General features: G+C 64.7%; 13 protein-coding genes. 12 read left to right on the forward strand and 1 reads right to left on the reverse strand.

Annotation, left to right across the window (positions count from 1 at the left end; all coding sequences use genetic code 11):
* The first annotated feature begins 148 nt into the window (after positions 1-148).
* The 12 genes from UP06_RS37880 (at position 149) to UP06_RS37935 (ending at position 18,092) form a co-directional block, all read left to right on the forward strand.
* On the forward strand, positions 149-1,231 hold the full coding sequence (locus tag UP06_RS37880; protein WP_045008708.1) for a lysylphosphatidylglycerol synthase transmembrane domain-containing protein: 1,083 nt from the start codon (positions 149-151) through the stop codon (positions 1,229-1,231).
* Positions 1,232-1,322: 91 nt separating this feature from the next.
* Positions 1,323-3,275 carry an SGNH/GDSL hydrolase family protein gene (locus UP06_RS37885; protein ID WP_045008875.1) on the forward strand — a complete coding sequence of 651 codons (1,953 nt, stop codon included), beginning with the start codon at positions 1,323-1,325 and terminating at the stop codon, positions 3,273-3,275.
* Positions 3,276-3,432: 157 nt separating this feature from the next.
* A complete protein-coding gene (locus UP06_RS37890) occupies positions 3,433-4,980 on the forward strand; it encodes a DUF1800 domain-containing protein (protein ID WP_502691641.1) in 1,548 nt (515 codons plus the stop codon).
* 17 nt (positions 4,981-4,997) lie between these two features.
* Positions 4,998-6,191 carry a DUF1501 domain-containing protein gene (locus tag UP06_RS37895; RefSeq protein ID WP_045008710.1) on the forward strand — a complete coding sequence of 398 codons (1,194 nt, stop codon included), beginning with the start codon at positions 4,998-5,000 and terminating at the stop codon, positions 6,189-6,191.
* Between the two features lie 147 nt (positions 6,192-6,338).
* Positions 6,339-7,691, forward strand: a complete 1,353-nt coding sequence (locus tag UP06_RS37900) for an MFS transporter (RefSeq protein ID WP_045008711.1) — start codon at positions 6,339-6,341, stop codon at positions 7,689-7,691.
* A gap of 126 nt (positions 7,692-7,817) precedes the next feature.
* Complete coding sequence (locus UP06_RS37905) at positions 7,818-8,723, forward strand: LysR family transcriptional regulator (protein ID WP_045008712.1); 906 nt, start codon at positions 7,818-7,820, stop codon at positions 8,721-8,723.
* 126 nt (positions 8,724-8,849) lie between these two features.
* Entirely contained in the window at positions 8,850-9,794 is a 945-nt protein-coding gene (kdgD, locus tag UP06_RS37910; RefSeq protein ID WP_045008713.1) for a 5-dehydro-4-deoxyglucarate dehydratase, read from the forward strand.
* 26 nt (positions 9,795-9,820) lie between these two features.
* A complete protein-coding gene (gene gudD, locus UP06_RS37915) occupies positions 9,821-11,164 on the forward strand; it encodes a glucarate dehydratase (RefSeq protein WP_045008714.1) in 1,344 nt (447 codons plus the stop codon).
* 80 nt (positions 11,165-11,244) lie between these two features.
* Positions 11,245-12,693, forward strand: a complete 1,449-nt coding sequence (locus UP06_RS37920; protein ID WP_045008876.1) for an aldehyde dehydrogenase family protein — start codon at positions 11,245-11,247, stop codon at positions 12,691-12,693.
* A 131-nt stretch (positions 12,694-12,824) separates the two neighbouring features.
* The gene (garD, locus tag UP06_RS37925; protein WP_045008715.1) at positions 12,825-14,366 is read left to right on the forward strand and encodes a galactarate dehydratase; all 1,542 of its coding nucleotides are present in this window, start codon (positions 12,825-12,827) and stop codon (positions 14,364-14,366) included.
* A gap of 39 nt (positions 14,367-14,405) precedes the next feature.
* Positions 14,406-15,611: a mandelate racemase/muconate lactonizing enzyme family protein gene (locus UP06_RS37930; RefSeq protein WP_045008716.1), complete on the forward strand. Its 1,206-nt coding sequence runs from the start codon at positions 14,406-14,408 to the stop codon at positions 15,609-15,611.
* Positions 15,612-15,848: 237 nt separating this feature from the next.
* A complete protein-coding gene (locus tag UP06_RS37935; RefSeq protein WP_050032623.1) occupies positions 15,849-18,092 on the forward strand; it encodes a TonB-dependent siderophore receptor in 2,244 nt (747 codons plus the stop codon).
* 9 nt (positions 18,093-18,101) lie between these two features.
* On the opposite strand, the gene UP06_RS37940 is transcribed toward UP06_RS37935, so the two are convergent.
* Positions 18,102-18,458: a hypothetical protein gene (locus tag UP06_RS37940; protein ID WP_045008717.1), complete on the reverse strand. Its 357-nt coding sequence runs from the start codon at positions 18,456-18,458 to the stop codon at positions 18,102-18,104.
* Between the last annotated feature and the right edge of the window lie 163 nt (positions 18,459-18,621).

Genomic DNA, 18,621 nt, shown 5'->3' on the forward strand with positions numbered 1-18,621 from the left:
CCTATCTTTGTCAAGGGCTGCACAAGTTGCTGTTTTTGCATTAAATGAGCTAGATCATGCCTAGCGATCGGCGCCCACTCTTGGCGACGGTCGTGCCCGACCGGCCAGTGGCCCGATCGGGTCGGTCTTGCCCCCGCCGGGAGGATGAATGCACGGACTACTGCCCGCGCTGAAACGCGGCTTGAAGAGATGGATCGGCTGGCGACGGCTCGGAATTGCCGCGAGCGTGGTGATCATCGCCTTCGCGGTGACCACGCTGGTGCGGACCCTCAAGGGCATCGATACCGGCGTCATCCTGACCGCGTTGACCGAGATCCCCCGCGGCAACATCGGGCTGGCCGCGATCTGCGTGTTCTTCGCGTTCTGTACGCTGACCTTCTACGACTTTTTTGCACTGCGAACGATCGGCAAGAAGCACGTTCCCTACCGCATCGCAGCGCTGTCCAGCTTCACGTCCTATTCGATCGGCCACAACATCGGCGCTACCGTGTTCACCGGCGGCGCAATCCGCTTCCGGATCTATTCGGATTACGGGCTGAACGCCATCGACGTCGCAAAGATCTGCTTCCTGTCTGGCCTGACCTTCTGGCTCGGTAACATCTTCGTGCTGTCGATCGGCATGGTCATCCATCCGGATGCCGCCTCCTACATGGATCAGCTCCCGTCGTCGATCAACCGGCTGATCGCGTTCGGCGGCCTCGCCTCGATCGCCGCCTATCTGGTCTGGCTCTGCATGGGCGAGAAGCGCCGCGAGCTCGGCCAGAAGGGCTGGAAAGTGGTGTTGCCGTCGGCGCCGCTGACCTTGGTGCAGATCCTCATCGGCGTGGTCGATCTCGGCTTCTGCGCGCTGGCCATGTACCTTCTGGTGCCGGCCAATCCGCAGATCGACTTTCTGTCGCTCGCCGTGGTGTTCATCCTGGCGACGCTCCTGGGCTTCGCCAGCCATGCCCCCGGCTCGCTTGGCGTGTTCGACGCCGCCATGCTGGTGGCGCTGCCCGAATTCGGCCGGGAGCAGTTGCTTGCGACGCTCTTGGTGTTCCGCATCCTCTATTTCGTGATCCCCTTCGGTCTCGCCATCTCCATCATGGGCGCGCGCGAGCTCTGGATGAACGTGGTCGAGCCTTGGCAGGAGCGGCGGCGGCTGGCGGAGGCCTGCGCGCAGGCCAATCTGCCCAAGCAGGTGACCGCGATGGAGCACGAGCGGTCGCTGCGACAGGCCAGTAAACGATAAGGCGGCCCGCGAACCCGTCAGACAAAGGTTGCGGGCTGAGGAGCAATGCTCTCTTATTTCCGCCTCAACTTTGCCGTTGAAGACGCGGACCATGATCGCTGTATCTCTTCGTACCCTCTCCGCTTGCATCCTGCTGTTTGCCGGGATCTTGACCATTTCGCCGCTCCAACGCGTCGCCGCACAGGACGCCGGCGCCATGCAGATCAATTGGGAGGTGCGCAATCGCTTCCGGCTGTTCCGCGAGGAGCGCGATTTCCTGCTGCATGTCGAGAATGCGCGTAACCGCAGCATCCTTGCCGCCGAGCAGTCGCTGGAGCTCCAGAGTGAAGGCCGCGGCTGGGCGCGCAACATGGTCAACCGGCTCTGCATCGACCTCCAGGGCCGGGTCAACCAGCCCTGCACCCGCGACAACGTCAAAGAGAACTACATCACCCCGATCGACCACCCCGTCACCGTACGCCTGACCGGCGCGGTGCCGGTCGGCGCCACCTGCGCCTGGTCGTTCGACGACGGCGACGGGCCGCAAACCTCGACCTTCGACTGCGCCGAGCCGATCAATCTGCGCGTCCGCTACGGCAAGCAGACGGTCGCGAGCGTCGACGTTTCCTCCGGCTCCGATGCGACCCAGCGCGTCCAGACCGAGATCCAGGTGCGCGACATCTTCATCGCCGGCCTTGGCGACAGCATCGCTTCCGGCGAAGGCAATCCGGATCGGCCGCTGGCACTCTCCGACGAGGGTTTTTGCTTCCGCTCCTATCTCGGTACCGCCGGCGGGCAGTACTACCGGCCGAGCCGCGCCGGCTTCAAGGGCGGACGCGCCTGCGAGGCGCCGGATACGCTCGCGAACTGGCAGCACTACGGCGCGCTCTGGTTCAACTCGCCCTGCCACCGCTCGCTCTACAGCTACCAGGCCCGCACTGCGCTCGCGCTCGCCGTGCGCTACAGCCACATCGCGGTGACCTATCTGCCGCTCGCCTGCACCGGCGCCAGCATCAGCGACGGGCTGCTCGGCTCGCAGCGCGCTCGCGAATGCCCGCCCAGCAAGAACGGCACCTGCCAGACCAGCGTGAATGCGCAGGTGGCCGAGCTGCGCGAAGCGCTCACCGAGGCGAAGAAGCGCCAGCCCGACCGCACGCTTGACCTCGTGCTGCTCTCGGTCGGCGCCAACGACATCTATTTCTCCGGCCTCGTTGCCGACGTCATCGTCGACACCGCGACCGAGCGTGCGCTGTTCCGCCGCTCCGGCGTGATGGCGAGCGTGGATGATTCCCGCGACGCGCTGGCGCGGGAGCTGCCCCGCAATTTCGTCAAGCTGCGCGAGGCGCTGAAGCCGCTGGTCGGCGGCGACCTCTCGCACGTGGTCTACGTCTCCTACGCCAATCCGTCGCTCGCGGATGGCGGCGTGCCCTGCCGCGGCGGTCGCGGCGGCTTCGACATTCATCCGGCTTTCAACGCCGACCCGCAGCGGCTCGCCCGCGTCTCGACCTTCGTCGACACCGAGTTTTTGCCGCAACTGAAGGGTCTCGCCACCTGCACGCGTGGCGCGCTGTGCCGCGATCCCGAAGCCGACCGCATGACATTTGTGGATTCGCATCAGGCCGCATTCGCCGATCACGGCTTCTGCGCCCATGCCGGTAACGATCCCGAATTCGACCGCACCTGCTTTGCCGAGAACGGCCAGAGTTTTAATCCGGATATCGTCGCCGCAGCGAGCCAGCCGTTGCTGTGCGGCCGCGGCGCCTCGGAATACCGTGCCTATTTGCCGCGCGCACGCTGGATCCGCGACGCCAATGACAGCTATTTCGCCGCGATGACCTATCCGCAAGGATTGCCGGCGGCGAGCCAGCCGACCGACATCCACGATGCGACCTGGGGCGTGCTCTCCGCCGTCTATGGCGGCGCCGTGCATCCCTCCGCCGAAGGTCACGCCGCGATGGCCGACGCCACGCTGCCCGCCGCAAGCTCCGTCCTCGGCCTCGACGCAGTGCCGCCGGGCGTCACGCGCGGCCTATTGGCGCCGCTCTTGCCGGGTGTGCAGCAATAGCGGGCCGTATTGCATCCGGCGCTGGAACCTGAACACGCCGCTCGCTGGAATTTGATGGCGCTGCCGTCATTTGTTTCAATTCCATTCAGTGCATATTCAGCCGATCCGGCCCACGATGGCGCCCGCGTCGTGGGTTACCAATCAATCCGGAACGATCGTGGATAGCAGAAGCGCATATCGTCGGTTGCGATGCTTCAATCTTGCGGTGCTCGTCGCCGCGACCACAGGCCTGACCGCAAACGCCTCCCGTGCCGACGATCTCAGCCCGCACGATCTCGCTTTGCTCGATCGGCTGACTTGGGGCGTCAGCGCCTCAAGTGCCACGCATCTGCACAGCATCGGTGCCGAACGCTGGCTCCAGGAGCAATTGCACCCGGCCGGCAATCCGGCGCTGCCCGACGTGGCAAAGGCGCAGATCGAAGCGATGCCAGACGTCCACAGTTTCCCGTTCGATATTGCGGTCGCCTTCGAGCAACAGTCCAAGAGCGCCAATCAGGTCACCGATCCCGAGCAGAAAAAGGCCGCGCAGCAGGTCTTTCAACAGGCGATGAATGATCGCGCCAGGCAGGCTGCGGCGCGCACCATCCTGCGCGCGCTCTACGCTCCCGATCAGTTGCGCGAGCGCATGGTCTGGTTCTGGTTCAATCATTTCAACGTCCACCAGTACAAATCGAATCTGCGCGTGCTGGTCGGCGACTACATCGATCACGCCATCCGCCCCTCCTCGCTCGGCAAATTCCGCGACCTGCTCGCGGCGACCGTTCGTCATCCCGCGATGCTGCGCTATCTCGACAATGCCGACAATGCGGCGGGTCATCTCAACGAGAACTACGCCCGCGAGATCATGGAGCTGCACACCATGGGCGTCGGCTCCGGCTACACCCAGGCCGACGTCGAGTCGCTGGCAAAGATCCTCACCGGGGTCGGCATCGACACCAGGCCGGAAGACCCGAAGCTGAAGCCGGAATTGCAGTCCCAGCTCGTGCGCGAGGGCGCCTTTGAATTCAATCCGTCACGACACGACTACAGTGACAAGATTTTCCTCGGCCACACCATCAAGGGACGTGGGCTTGCCGAAGTCGACGAGGCCATCGACATCCTGGTCCACCATCCCGCGACCGCAAGCCATCTCTCACGCAAGATCGCGACCTATTTCGTGGCGGACAATCCGCCGGAGGCGCTGGTGCAGCGGATGGCGCAGACGTTCAAATCGACCGATGGGGATATCGCCTCCGTCCTGGCCACGATGATCCATTCGGGCGAATTCGAAGCCGCGCTGAAGCCGGGCACCCGCTTCAAGGATCCCGCGCAATATGTGCTGTCGGCGGTTCGCCTCGCCTATGACGACAGGGTGATCCTGAATACGGCCCCGATCCAGGGCTGGTTCAATCGCCTCGGCGAAGGCCTGTTCAATCACGAGACGCCGGACGGCTACGCGCTGACATCGGCGTCGTGGAACGGCCCCGGACAGATGATGGTTCGCTTCGAGATCGCGCGGCAGATCGGATCGGGGTCGTCCGGCCTGTTCAAACCCGAGGGGCCGAACCCGGTCGAGCAGCCTGCGTTTCCACTGCTCCAGAATGCGCTCTACTTCAACGGCCTTCGCCACACGCTCGGTCCGGCGACGCTGGCATCGCTCGACAAGGCCATTTCACCGCAGGACTGGAACACGCTGTTCCTGTCGTCACCGGAATTCATGCACTGACGGCAACGGAGATCGCCATGAACCGTCGCGAGCTGATCAAGACTTTTGCCACACTCGCTCCGCTCACGGTCGCCGGTCGCGTCTGGGCCGCGCCTGCGACCGACGCCCGCATGCTGGTGGTGTTCTTGCGCGGTGCCTATGACGCGGCGAATGTCGTCGTCCCAGTCTCGAGCGAGTTCTACCATGCGTCGCGGCCGACGCTCGCGATCTCCAAGCCCGATGTCGGCAATCCAAACGCGGCCCTCGCGCTCGACGCCGATTGGGGACTGCATCCCGCCTTGCGTGACAGCATCTATCCGCTCTGGGCCAAGCGCGAGATCGCGTTCATCCCGTTCGCCGGCACCAGCGACGACCTGACCCGGAGCCATTTCGAGACCCAGGACACGATCGAGCTCGGCCAGTCGGCCTCCGGCTCGCGCGACTATCGCTCCGGCTTCATGAGCCGGCTCGCCACCGAGCTGACCCGCGTCAAGCCGATCGCGTTCACCGACCAGCTGCCGCTGATCTTCCGCGGCAAATCGCAAGTGCCGAACACCAGCATCAACAATGTCGCAAAGCCCGGCGTCGACGACCGCCAGGCCGAATTGATCAAGCAGATGTACGCCCAGTCCAACCTTGCATCGTCGGTGTCGGAGGGATTTCGGGTGCGCGACGACGTCTACCGCTCGGTCTCCGAGGAGATGAATGCCGCCAACCGCGGTGCGGTGTCGCCGCGCGGATTCGAATTGTCGGCGCGGCGGATCGGCCGGCTGATGCGCGAGCAGTTCAACCTCGGCTTCGTCGACGTCGGCGGCTGGGATACGCATGTCAACCAGGGTTCAGCCAACGGCTATCTCGCCGACCGGCTCGGTGAGCTCGGTCGCGCCCTTGTCGGCTTCTCCGAGGAAGTCGGGCCGGCCGCATGGCGCGATACGGTCGTGGTGGTGATCTCCGAATTCGGCCGCACCTTCCGCGAGAACGGCGACCGCGGCACCGATCACGGCCATGGCAGCGTCTATTGGGTGCTCGGCGGCGGCATCAATGGCGGCCGCATTCTCGGCGAGCAGGTCAAGGTCGAGCAGCCGCATCTGTTCCAGAACCGCGACTATCCCGTGCTGACCGATTACCGCGCGCTGTTCGCTGATCTGTTCGGCCACGTTTTCGGATTGGGGAACGAGAGCCTCCAGCGCGTTTTCACCGGCGTTCACCCGACCAATCTGACGCTGGTCTAGCCGGCCTCCCGTCTGCGTCGCCCGCTACCCGGCGTTCCATCAATTCAAAAACGGTATCAATCGATACCCCCTTCAACTTGGACACTTTCCTGCGCACGCCTCTAGGAGTCATCGCGAGGAAACATTTCAAGTTCAAGGAGGCGCCTGATGAGCGCAGTTGTGTCCGCAACGGACGTGAAGAGGTCTCGCGTCAGGCTGTTCATCGTGACCATGCTGTTCCTGGTCACGACGGTCAATTACGCCGACCGCGCCACGCTCTCGATCGCGGGCCCCGCGCTCTCCAAGGAACTCCATCTCGATCCCGTCGCCATGGGCTACATCTTCTCGGCCTTCGGCTGGTCCTATGTGATCGCGCAGGTACCGGGCGGCTGGCTGCTCGACCGCTACGGCTCGCGTCTCGTTTATGCCTTCTCCATCATCGTCTGGTCGCTGTTCACGACGATGCAGGGCTGGGTCGGCTTCTTCAGCGCGGGCACCGCGATCACCGTGCTGTTCGGCCTGCGCTTCCTGGTCGGCATTGCGGAAGCGCCCTCCTTCCCGGCCAATGCCCGCATCGTTGCGGCCTGGTTTCCCGGCAATGAGCGCGGCACCGCATCGGCCTTCTTCAATTCCGGGCAGTATTTCTCGACCGTGATCTTCGCGCCGCTGATGGGCTGGATCGCCCATGATTACGGCTGGCGCTACGTGTTCTTCGTGATGGGCGCACTCGGCATCATCATGGGGCTGGTCTGGATCAAGACCATCTACGGCCCGAAGGAACATCCCGGCGTCAACGAGGCCGAATTCGACTACATTAGGGATGGCGGCGCACTGGTCGACCTCGACGCGCCCAAGGATGATCTGGCGCACGAGCGCGCTCCGGACTCCGGTCCGAGATGGGATCATATCCGCCAACTGCTTTCCAACCGCATGATGATCGGCGTCTATCTCGGCCAGTACTGCATCAACACGCTGACTTATTTCTTCCTGACCTGGTTCCCGGTCTACCTGGTCAAAGAGCGCGGCCTGTCGATCCTGCAAGCCGGCTTCGTCGCGACGTTGCCCGCATTGTGCGGCTTCATCGGCGGCGTGCTCGGCGGTGTCATTTCCGACGCCATCCTGCGCAAGACGGGCTCGCTGACCATGGCGCGCAAGATCCCGATCGTCGGCGGCATGCTGCTGTCGATGTCGATCATCGCCTGCAACTATGTCGACGGCCAGGCGCTGGTGGTCGGCTTCATGGCGCTCGCCTTCTTCGGCAAGGGCATCGGCGCGCTCGGCTGGGCGGTCGTCTCCGATACCTCGCCCAAGGAAGCCGGCGGTGTCTCCGGCGGCCTGTTCAACACCTTCGGCAACATCTCCTCGATCACCACCCCGATCGTGATCGGGTACATCCTGGCGGCGACCGGATCCTTCAACGGTGCCCTGGTGTTTGTCGGCGCCAACGCGCTGGTGGCCGCATTCGCCTATCTCGTGATCGTCGGCAAGATCGAGCGCGTGGTGCTCAAACGTTCCTCCTGAGCGCTCCGAGTGATCGGAGTGGGACAGGCAACTCAACGGCGGCTTCAACAGCCGCCGTCTTTGTTTTGGGGATGATCGATGCTAGAAGTGCCGGGGAAACGCCTTATCCATCTAAGGCATGTATCGATGTTCGACCTCAACCAGCTCCGCTGTTTCGTCACGGTGGCCGAAGAACTGCACTTCGGCCGTGCCGCGACGCGGCTGAACATGACCCAGCCGCCACTGTCGCGGCAGATCCAGGTGCTCGAGCACATCATCGATGCGCCGCTTCTGGAGCGCACCAGCCGCTCAGTGCGCCTGACGCCGGCCGGACGCAGCTTCCTGCCGGAGGCGCGGCGCATCCTGAAGCTCGCCGAGAGCGCCTCGCAGGTCGCCCGCCGCATTGCGCTCGGCAAGACTGGCTCGGTCAAGATCGGCTTCACGGCTGCCGCGGCCTATGGCTTCCTCCCGGAGCTCGTCGCCGCCTGCCGCGCCAAACTGCCCGAGGTCGATTTCTCGCTGAAGGAGATGGTGTCGGGCGACCAGTTCGAGGCGCTGACCTCGGGCCAGATCGACGCCGGCCTGTTGCGGCCGCCGATCGCGCGGCCGGAGCTTGCCAGCCGCCGCGTCGTCGCCGAGCCCCTGCTCGCCGCGATCCCGAAAAAGCATCCGCTGGCGAATGCCGAAAGCATCACCATCAAGGATTTCGACGGCCAGCCATTCGTGATGTATTCGCCCTATGAGAGCCGCTACTTCCACGATTTGCTGGTGGCGCTGTTCACCCGCGCCGACATCTTGCCGCGCTACGTGCAGCATTTGAGCCAGATCCACTCGATCCTCGCCATGGTGCGCGCCGGCCTTGGCCTTGCCATCGTGCCGGCCGCAGCCGCGGGGCTGAAAATCTCCGACGTCCGGCTGCGCCCGCTGAAGCTGCGCAACCGCGTGCCGGTCGAATTGTTCATGGTCTGGCGCCGTGACGACGAGAATCCGCTGCTGTCCGCCCTGGTCAAAATCGCCAGCGAATTGTCCTCGGCGGAGGTGCTGGAGGATTGATGCTGATTCCGCATCAGTCGATATAGGCTTTGGCTTGGACGCGCATCGAACGGTTGCCTAAACAGCAGCGCATGGACGCGCGCCCGAGTTGCGTCCCCGACAACACGAGAGAAGGGAGCAGCGCCCATGAGCAAGATGACCCCGCAGGAAATGGCCCAGAAGATCGGTTCCGGCCTCCTGTCCTTCCCCGTCACGCCGTTCAAGGCTGACTATTCCTTCGACGAGGCGACCTACCGCGCCAATATGGATTGGCTGTGCGGCTATGACGTCGCCGGCCTGTTCGCCGCCGGCGGCACCGGCGAGTTCTTCTCGCTGACCCCGACCGAAGTTCCGCATGTCGTCAAGATCGCCGTCGACGAGACCAAGGGCCGCGTGCCCGTGCTCGCCGGCACCGGCTACGGCACCGCGATCGCGCGCGAGATCGCGATCGGCGCGGAAAAGGCCGGCGCCGACGGCCTGCTGCTGCTGCCGCCCTATCTGACCCATTCCGAACAGGACGGCCTCGCCGCCCACATCGAGGCGGTCTGCGCCTCCGTGAAGATCGGCGTCATCGTCTACAACCGCGACAACGCCATCCTCCAGCCCGATACGCTGGCCCGCCTTGCCGAGCGCTGCCCGAACCTCGTCGGCTACAAGGACGGCATCGGCGATATCGAGCTGATGACCCGCGTCTACACCAAGCTCGGCGATCGCCTGACCTATATCGGCGGCCTGCCGACCGCCGAGACCTTCGCGCTGCCCTATCTCGACATGGGCGTGACGACCTACTCCTCGGCCGTGTTCAACTTCGTTCCGGAGTTTGCCACCAATTTCTATGCCGCCGTGCGCAAGCGCGATCACGCGACGATCCATGCCGGGCTGAAAAACTTCATCCTGCCGCTGATCGAGATCCGCAACCGCAAGAAGGGTTACGCAGTCTCGATCATCAAGGCCGGCATGAAGGTGATCGGCCGCGACTCCGGTCCGGTCCGCCCGCCGCTGACCGATCTCACCGAGCAGGAGATCGCGGAAGTGGCCGCGTTGGTGCAAAAGCTGCCTGCCATCCGATCGTCACAACAGGCTGCAGAATAACAGACAACAACAGGGAGGAGCGTGCGATGGCCCAGACCGAGATCTCTGGCGCACCAATCGTCACATCGATGCAGGTGATCCCGGTCGCCGGCCGTGACAGCATGCTCCTCAATTTGAGCGGCGCGCACGCGCCGTTCTTCACCCGCAACATCGTCATCCTCACCGACAATGCCGGTCACACCGGCGTCGGCGAGGTGCCGGGCGGACAGAAGATCTGGCAGACGCTCCAGGACGCCCGCGATCTCGTGATCGGCAAGACCGTCGGCGCGATGAACAACATCCTCGCCGACATCCGCACCGCCTTCGCCGACCGCGATGCCGGCGGCCGCGGCAAGCAGACCTTTGACCTCCGCGTCATGATCCACGCCGTCACGGCCGTGGAGTCCCCGCTGCTCGATTTGCTCGGCCAGCATCTCGACCTGCCCGTCGCGGCCTTGCTCGGCGAAGGCCAGCAGCGCAAGAGCGTCGAGACGCTCGGCTACCTCTTCTTCGTCGGCGACCGCCGTAAGTCCAAGCTCAGCTACGTCAACGGCGAGACCGGCAAGCCCGAATGGTTCAACCTCCGTCACCAGGAGGCGATGACGCCGGAGACGGTGGTGCGGCTCGCGGAGGCCACCCACGATCATTATGGCTTCGCCGATTTCAAGCTGAAGGGCGGCGTGCTCCGCGGCGAGCAGGAGATCGAGGCCGTCACCGCGATCGCAAAACGCTTTCCCGACGCACGCGTCACGCTGGACCCCAACGGCGCATGGTCGTTGGACGAGGCGATCGGGCTCTGCAAGAACATGCATGGCATCCTCGCCTATGCCGAGGACCCCTGCGGCGCCGAGGCCGGCTTCTCCGGCCGTGAGATCATGGCCGAGTTCCGCCGCGCCACGGGGCTGCCGACCGCAACCAACATGATCGCCACCGACTGGCGCCAGCTTTCGCACGCACTGCGCCTCGGCGCGGTGGACATTCCGCTGGCCGATCCCCACTTCTGGACCATGCAAGGCTCGGTGCGCGTCGCCCAGACCTGCCGTGACAACGGCCTGACCTGGGGCTCGCACTCCAACAACCATTTCGACATCTCGCTCGCCATGTTCACCCATGTCGGCGCCGCCGCCCCCGGCAAGGTCACCGCGATCGACACCCACTGGATCTGGCAGGACGGCCAGGCGCTGACCAAGGAGCCGCTCCAGATCAAGGGCGGCAAGATCGCTGTGCCGGACAAGCCCGGCCTCGGCATCGAAATCGACCGCGCGGCCATTGAAGCCGCGCATGAACTCTACAAGCAGCATGGACTCGGCGCCCGCGATGACGCTACAGCCATGCAGGACCTGATCCCCGGCTGGACCTTTGACGACAAGCGTCCCTGCCTCGTTCGGTAAGAAACTCAGGCATGATCCCGGAAAAGTGGGCACCGGTTTTCCGATAAGGATCATGCCCCTTAAATGACTTGGAGGACAACATGACTGCGATCCTGAAAAACTTCATCGGCGGCGAATGGGTCGACGGCTCCGGCGTCACCAAGAACATCAACCCCTCCAATACCAATGATCTGGTCGGCGAATACGCCAGGGCCGACAAGGCGCAGACCGAGAAGGCGATCGCAGCCGCCAAGGCCGCCTTCCCCGCCTGGGCGCACTCGACGCCGCAACAGCGCTATGACGCGCTGAACAAGATTTCGCTCGAAATCATCGCGCGCAAGGAGGAGCTCGGCCGCCTGCTCGCCCGCGAGGAAGGCAAGACGCTGCCGGAAGGCATCGGCGAGGTCGCCCGCGCCGGCCAGATCTTTGCGTTCTTCGCCGGCGAGGCGCTGCGCCTGATCGGTGAAAAGGGCGCTTCCGTGCGTCCCGGCCTCGACGTCGAGCTCACCCGCGAGCCGGTCGGCATCATCGGCATGATCACGCCCTGGAATTTCCCGATCGCGATTCCGGCCTGGAAGATCGCGCCCGCGCTCTGCTACGGCAACACGGTCGTGTTCAAGCCGGCCGAACTGGTGCCGGGCTCCGCGCATGCGCTGTCCGAGATCATCACCCGCTCCGGCATCCCGGCCGGCGTGTTCAACCTTGTGATCGGCTCCGGCTCCGTGGTCGGCCAGACCCTGCTCGAGCATCCGGATGTCGCAGCGATCTCCTTCACCGGCTCGGTGCAGACCGGTCGCAAGATTGCGCAGGCCTGCGTGCTGTCGAACCCGATGAAGAAATTCCAGCTCGAGATGGGCGGCAAGAATCCGCTGGTCGTGCTCGACGACGCCGACCTCAAGACCGCCGTCGAGGTCGCCGTCAACGGCGCCTATTTCTCGACCGGCCAGCGCTGCACGGCCTCTTCCCGCCTGATTGTTACCGAAGGCATCCATGATCGCTTCGTTGCGGCCGTGGCTGAGCGCCTGAAGGGCCTCATGGTGGACGACGCGCTCAAGGCCGGCGTCCATATCGGCCCGGTCGTCGACCAGAGCCAGCTCGACCAGGATTTGCGTTATATCAAGGTCGGCCAGGACGAAGGCGCCAAGCTCGCCTGGGGTGGCGAGCTGCTCAAGCGCGAGACGCCCGGCCACTATCTCCAGCCGGCGCTGTTCACGGAGGCCAACAACAACATGCGCATCGCGCGTGAGGAGATTTTTGGACCGGTCGCCGCAGTCATCCGCGCCAAGAATTACGACGAGGCGCTGGCGATCTCCAACGATACCGAGTTCGGTCTCGCCTCCGGCATCTGCACCTCCAGCCTGAAATACGCCTCGCACTACAAGCGCAACAGCGAGTCCGGCATGGTGATGGTCAATCTGCCGACCGCCGGCGTCGACTATCACGTGCCGTTCGGCGGCCGGAAGGGCTCGAGCTACGGCGCCCGCGAGCAGGGCTCCTATGCGCGCGAGTTCTACACGACGGTGAAAACTGCCTATACCTATCCCGGCTGATAGGTGATGATCGTAGTTGTAGGGTGGGCAAAGCGAAGCGTGCCCACCGCTTGCGATCGATGTTGAAGCATGGTGGGCACGGCGCGTTGCGCCTTTGCCCACCCTACGACTTCGGCTTCTGAGGAAAGCGCATGGACCAGGACGTCGCAGCGAAAGAGCAGCCCCGCTACATCAAGCTCAACGCGCGCGACAATGTCGCGATCGTGGTCAATGATTTCGGGCTTCCCGCCGGCTCCCGCTTCGCCTGCGGGCTGACGCTGCGCGCCTTTGTGCCGCAGGGGCACAAGACGGCGCTGGTCGACATCGCACAGGACGCGCCGATCATCCGCTATGGCGAGGTGATCGGCTACGCGCTCTCGCCGATATCAGCCGGCGAATGGGTCGATGAGGCGCGCATCCGCATGCCGGAGGCACCTGACCTCGACAAGCTGGAGATCTCCACCGCCGTCCCCGCCCCGCTTCCGCCACTCGAAGGCTTTACCTTCGAAGGCTTCCGCAACACCGACGGTTCGGTCGGCACCAAGAACATCCTCGGCATTTCCTCCTCCGTGCAATGCGTCAAGGGCACGATGGAATATGCGGTCAAGCGCATCCGTACTGAGCTCTTGCCGAAATATCCGAACGTCGACGACGTCGTGCCGCTGACCCATGCCTATGGCTGCGGCGTCGCGATCAACGCGCCCGATGCGGTGGTGCCGATCCGCACGCTGCAAAACCTCGCGCTCAACCCGAATTTCGGCGGCGAGATTCTGGTCATCAGCCTCGGCTGCGAAAAGCTCGCGCCTGAGCGGCTGGTGCCGGAAGGAATCAGCAATGCCATCGTGCGCATGCAGGACGAGGCGTTTGACGGCTTTGGCGCTATTGTCGACGCGATCACGACCCAGGCCGAGGCGCGCCTAAAGATCCTCAACAAGCGCACCCGCGAGACCTGCCCGGCCGCCGATCTCGTGATCGGCCTGCAATGTGGCGGCAGCGATGCATTCTCCGGCGTCACCGCCAACCCCGCCCTCGGTTTCGCCGCGGATCTGCTGGTACGCGCCGGCGCCACCGTGATGTTCTCGGAAGTGACGGAGGTGCGCGACGCCATCCAGTTGCTGACCCGCCGCGCCATCAACGAGGACGTCGGCCGCGCGCTGGTGCGCGAGATGGCCTGGTACGATTCTTATCTGGCCCGCGGCGGCGCCGACCGCAGCGCCAACACCACGCCCGGCAACAAGAAGGGCGGCCTCGCCAACATCGTCGAGAAATCACTCGGTTCGATCGTCAAGTCCGGATCGAGCGCCATCACCGGCGTGCTCTCGCCCGGTGAGAAGGCGACGCAGAAGGGCATGCTGTTCGCGGCGACCCCTGCGTCCGACTTCATCTGCGGCACGCTCCAGCTCGCCTCCGGAATGACCTTGCAGGTGTTCACCACTGGCCGCGGTACGCCTTACGGGCTCGCGGCCGCGCCCGTCATCAAGGTCGCAACCCGCACTGAGCTCGCGCGGCGCTGGAAGGATCTGATCGATTTCGATGCGGGCGGCATTGCCACCGGCGAGAAGACCATCGAGGAAACCGGCTGGGACCTGTTCCGCCTGATCCTTGACGTCGCGAGCGGCCGCACCAAACCGTGGTCGGACCGCTGGGGCATCCACAACGATCTCACGCTGTTCAATCCGGCGCCGGTGACCTGAAGCGCCGGCAACGGCGCCCGCAAGACCAAGAGGACCTCAATGTCCCGCATCACGACCCTGCGCACGATCCGCATCGACGAGCGGCCGAACCTGATCTGGGTCGAGATCGAGACGGATGAAGGGCTGACGGGCCTCGGCGAGAGCTTTCGCGGCGTGCAGGCCGTCGAGGCCGCCGTGCACGAGCTCGCAGCACCGCTGGTGCTCGGCCAGGACTCCCGTCGCATCGAGGCGGTCTCACGCCAGTTGCTGACGCCCTATCTCGGCTTTCACAGTGTCAGCGCCGAGGTGCGCGCGGCCAGTGCCATCGACATCGCGCTATGGGACCTCAAGGGCCAGCGCCACGGCATTCCCGTGCACGAGGCGCTCGGCGGCGCGAGCCGACTGGAGATCCGCGCCTACAACACCTGCGCCGGCTACGCCTACAACACCAAGAGCGCCAGACGCCGCGAGATCGGCACTGATGATGCCGCGCTCGGCCCCTATGACGACCAGATCGCCTTCATGCGCGACGCCGGCGCGCTCGCCGAGAGTCTCGTCAGCGAAGGCTATGGCGCCATGAAGATCTGGCCATTCGATCCCTTTGCCGCCAACGGCGGCCACGCGATCTCGCTCACCGATTTGAAGACCGGGCTGCAGCCGTTCCGAAAAATCCGCGACGCCGTCGGCGATCGCATCGAGATCATGTGCGAGCTGCACAGCCTGTGGGGCGCGCACACTGCCGAACGCATCTGCCGCGCGCTTGAGGACTATGGCGTGTTCTGGGTCGAGGATCCCCTCAACAAGATGGACGACGTTCGGGGCCTCGCCGACTTGAGGCGGCGCGTCAAGACGCCGATCTGCGGCAGCGAGACGCTGGCGGGTGCAGCAAGCTTCCGCAATCTGCTCGCGGCCGACGCCGTCGACGTGGTGATGCTCGACATCGCCTGGTGCGGCGGCTTGAGCGAGGCGCGCAAGATCGCAGCGCTCGCGGAAGCCTACAACAAGCCGCTCGCCCCGCACGACTGCACCGGCCCGGTGGCGCTGATGGCGGGTCTGCATCTGGCGCTGCATGCGCCGACCGCGATCTTCCAGGAGGTCGTGCGCGCGACGCTATCGACCTGGTATCGCGACCTCGTCACGGCGCTGCCCATCGTGAACAACGGCATCGTGTCTGCACCGACCGCGCCCGGTCTCGGACTTGCACTCAATCCGGATCTGCGCCACCGCGCGGATGCGGTGGTGCGAGAGTCCAGGCTCGGCGCATAAGGCGCGATCAGCGTCGCGTTGCGATAGCGCGAACGCGATGAGCGAGCAGCGCTGATCAACGCGCACTGCTCCCATTTTCACAATCACCCATCCGCGCGCCGACATCAATCGGCGCGCACTCCGTTTATATGAATACTAATTCCAAATCTGATGATTGAGGGACTATTGCGTCCCTCCTGCACTTCAAGCCCCAAGCTGCGCTTGTTAGTCGTCCCCGCGTAAATGATGGGGTCGCGAATGACAACGTATCTGAGGACGACGGCGGGATTGATCGGCGGCGCACTGCCGCTGTTGGCGGGCTTGATGGACGCAGCGCCAGCCGAGGCGCAATCATCGTCGCGGGAGCTGCCCGCAGTGGTCGTCGAGCAATCGCGGCCCGCGGCGCGCACGCGTCCGGTGCGCTCCAGGCAGGCCGCTCAAGCAGCAAACCGCCGTCGTCAGGCCCAGCACGCACCATCGGGCGCCGATGCGCCGGCAGCCGGTACCAGCGCCGAAACCGCGACGAGCCACGTCTACGGCTATGTCGCAACCCGCAGCGGCACCGGCACGAAGACCGACACGCCGCTGCGCGAGACGCCGCAATCGATCAGCGTGGTCACCGCCGACCGCGTCACCGACCAGGGCGCGACCAACGTGCAGGAATCGCTGCGCTACGTGCCCGGCGTGTTCGCCGACGCCTACGGCGCAGACTCGCGCGGCGATTATCCGCGCATCCGCGGCCAGGACCCCAACATCTATCTCGACGGCACCCGCGTGGTGAACACCTTCAACTTCAACGAATGGCGGCCGGAGCCCTATACGCTCGAGCGCATCGAAGTGCTGCGCGGCCCCTCCTCGGTGCTCTACGGCGACACCTCGACCGCGGGCCTGTTGAACCTGATCTCGAAGCGCCCGCAGGCCGAGTCCGCCAACGAGATCGGCGTGCAATATGGCAGCTTCAACCGCAAGCAAGTGCAGCTCGACTCCACGGGAAAGCTGACCAAGGACGGCGAGTGGCTCTATCGCTTCGTCGGCGTATTCCGCGACAGCAACACGCAGACCGACTACGTCAAGGACGACCGCATCCTGCTCGCGCCGTCGCTGACCTGGCGGCCGACCAACAACACGAGCTGGACCGTGCTCGGCACCTATCAGAAGGACACCACCGGTTCGACCACCGCCTTCCTGCCGCATGAAGGCACGCTCTATCCCGGCCCCAACGGCTTCATTCCGGTCAGCCGCTTCACCAGCGAACCCGGCTGGGACCGCTACCAGACCGAGACCGGCGCAGTCTCCAGCCTGTTCGAGCACCGCTTCAGCGATGCGCTGACCGTCAGGCAGAACATGCGCTATGCGCATGTCGAGGGCATCTATCACGGCCTGTATCCGGATGTTTACTCCAATCCGGACAATCCGTTCCTCGACGCCGAGCGGCGCACGGTGGCGCGCTACATCTGGGCCCGCGACAGCGTGAAGGACAATTTCACCTCGGACAACAATGCCGAGCTGAAATTCGCAACCGGCGCGCTCCTGCACAAGACGTTGTTCGGCGTCGACTATCGCGGCTACAAGGAGCGCGCTTCGTCCGGCAGCGGCTACGATGCGACGCCGTTCGATCTCTACGCACCGGTCTACACCGGCGTCACGCCACCAACCATGTCGGCGGAGCCGGATCTGCGGCAGAGCCAGCTCGGCCTCTATGCGCAGGACCAGTTGCGGCTCGGCCCCTGGCTTGCCGTGCTCGGCCTGCGCCACGACTACGTCACCAGTGACACGCAGGGCTCTCCGGTCGAGCATTACCAGGCGACCACAGGCCGCGCCGCGCTGATGTACGAGTTGCCGTTCGGCGTCACGCCCTACGTGACCTATGCGCAGTCGTTCAATCCGGTCTTCGGCAGCGGTGTCTGCGCCACGGTCTGCGCACCGCAGCGCGGCGAGATGGTCGAGCTCGGATTCAAGTACAATCCGACACCGGGCAATGCGATCAACGGTGCGATCTTCGACACCACCGAGCGCAATCGGCTCGCCAGCGATCCCGACAATCCGCTGCTCTCGATCCAGACCGGCAAGGTGCGCATCCGCGGTGCCGAGCTCGAGGTGCTGACGCGCGTCACGCCGGAGCTCGACCTGATCGGTGCCTACACCTATCTCGATGCGCGCGTGGAGAGCGGCGACAATGCCGGCAAGCATGTCGAGACCGTGCCGGGCCAACAGGCCTCGCTATGGGCGAAGTATCGCCTCACTTTGCTCGGCCTGCCCGGCGTCACGCTCGGCGGCGGCGTACGCTATATCGGCACGTCCTGGGACGGCACCGACACCATCCGCACGCCCGACTACACCCTGTTCGACGCGATGGTTCGTTACGAGACCGGCCCGTGGCGGCTCCAGGTCAATGCCAGCAATCTGTTCGACAAGCGTCACGTCACCACGTGCCTGGCACGCGGCGACTGCTTCCTCGGCATCGGTCGCACCGTGCTCGGCAGTGTGACGTACAGATTCTAGGAGCGACCTCTACGTCATGCTACCCGGCATGAAGCAGCGCACGCGCGGGTGGCCGTCGATATAGTGCTTCCACACCATGGTGCGGCCGATCTTGTTCGGCTCGTTGATGACGGCGCCGTCGGGCACGACGATCCACTCCTCGTCGAGATGCACGCGGTAGTGTCCCTGATCGGACTCCCAGTCGACATCGGCGACGACATAGCCGTCGGCGTCCGAGCAGCACTGCCCATATTCGCTGCGCAGGCTCTCGAACCAGGGTTTCAATGGCGAGTTGGCGTAGCGCCCGTCGTCGCGCGCCAGCGCTGATGTCGCCAGCAGCGTCATCAGCCCCAGCAGCGTCGCTGTGCATGGTCTTGCAAGTCTCATATCGTCTTCCCGCGGGTCGCAATGGGCGCCGCGAGGGACAACAGACGCTGCCACCCGCCGCCCGCGCGATGCACGGCAGGCGTGGAGAACAGCGAGTCGCTCCCCAGCAGCTTTTGACGATAGCTATGCAAATCCAGCGCCAGCGCGCATTCCGGGGAACTAC

Origin of the sequence: Bradyrhizobium sp. LTSP857, from assembly GCF_000938285.1 — a bacterium.
Lineage (GTDB): Bacteria > Pseudomonadota > Alphaproteobacteria > Rhizobiales > Xanthobacteraceae > Bradyrhizobium.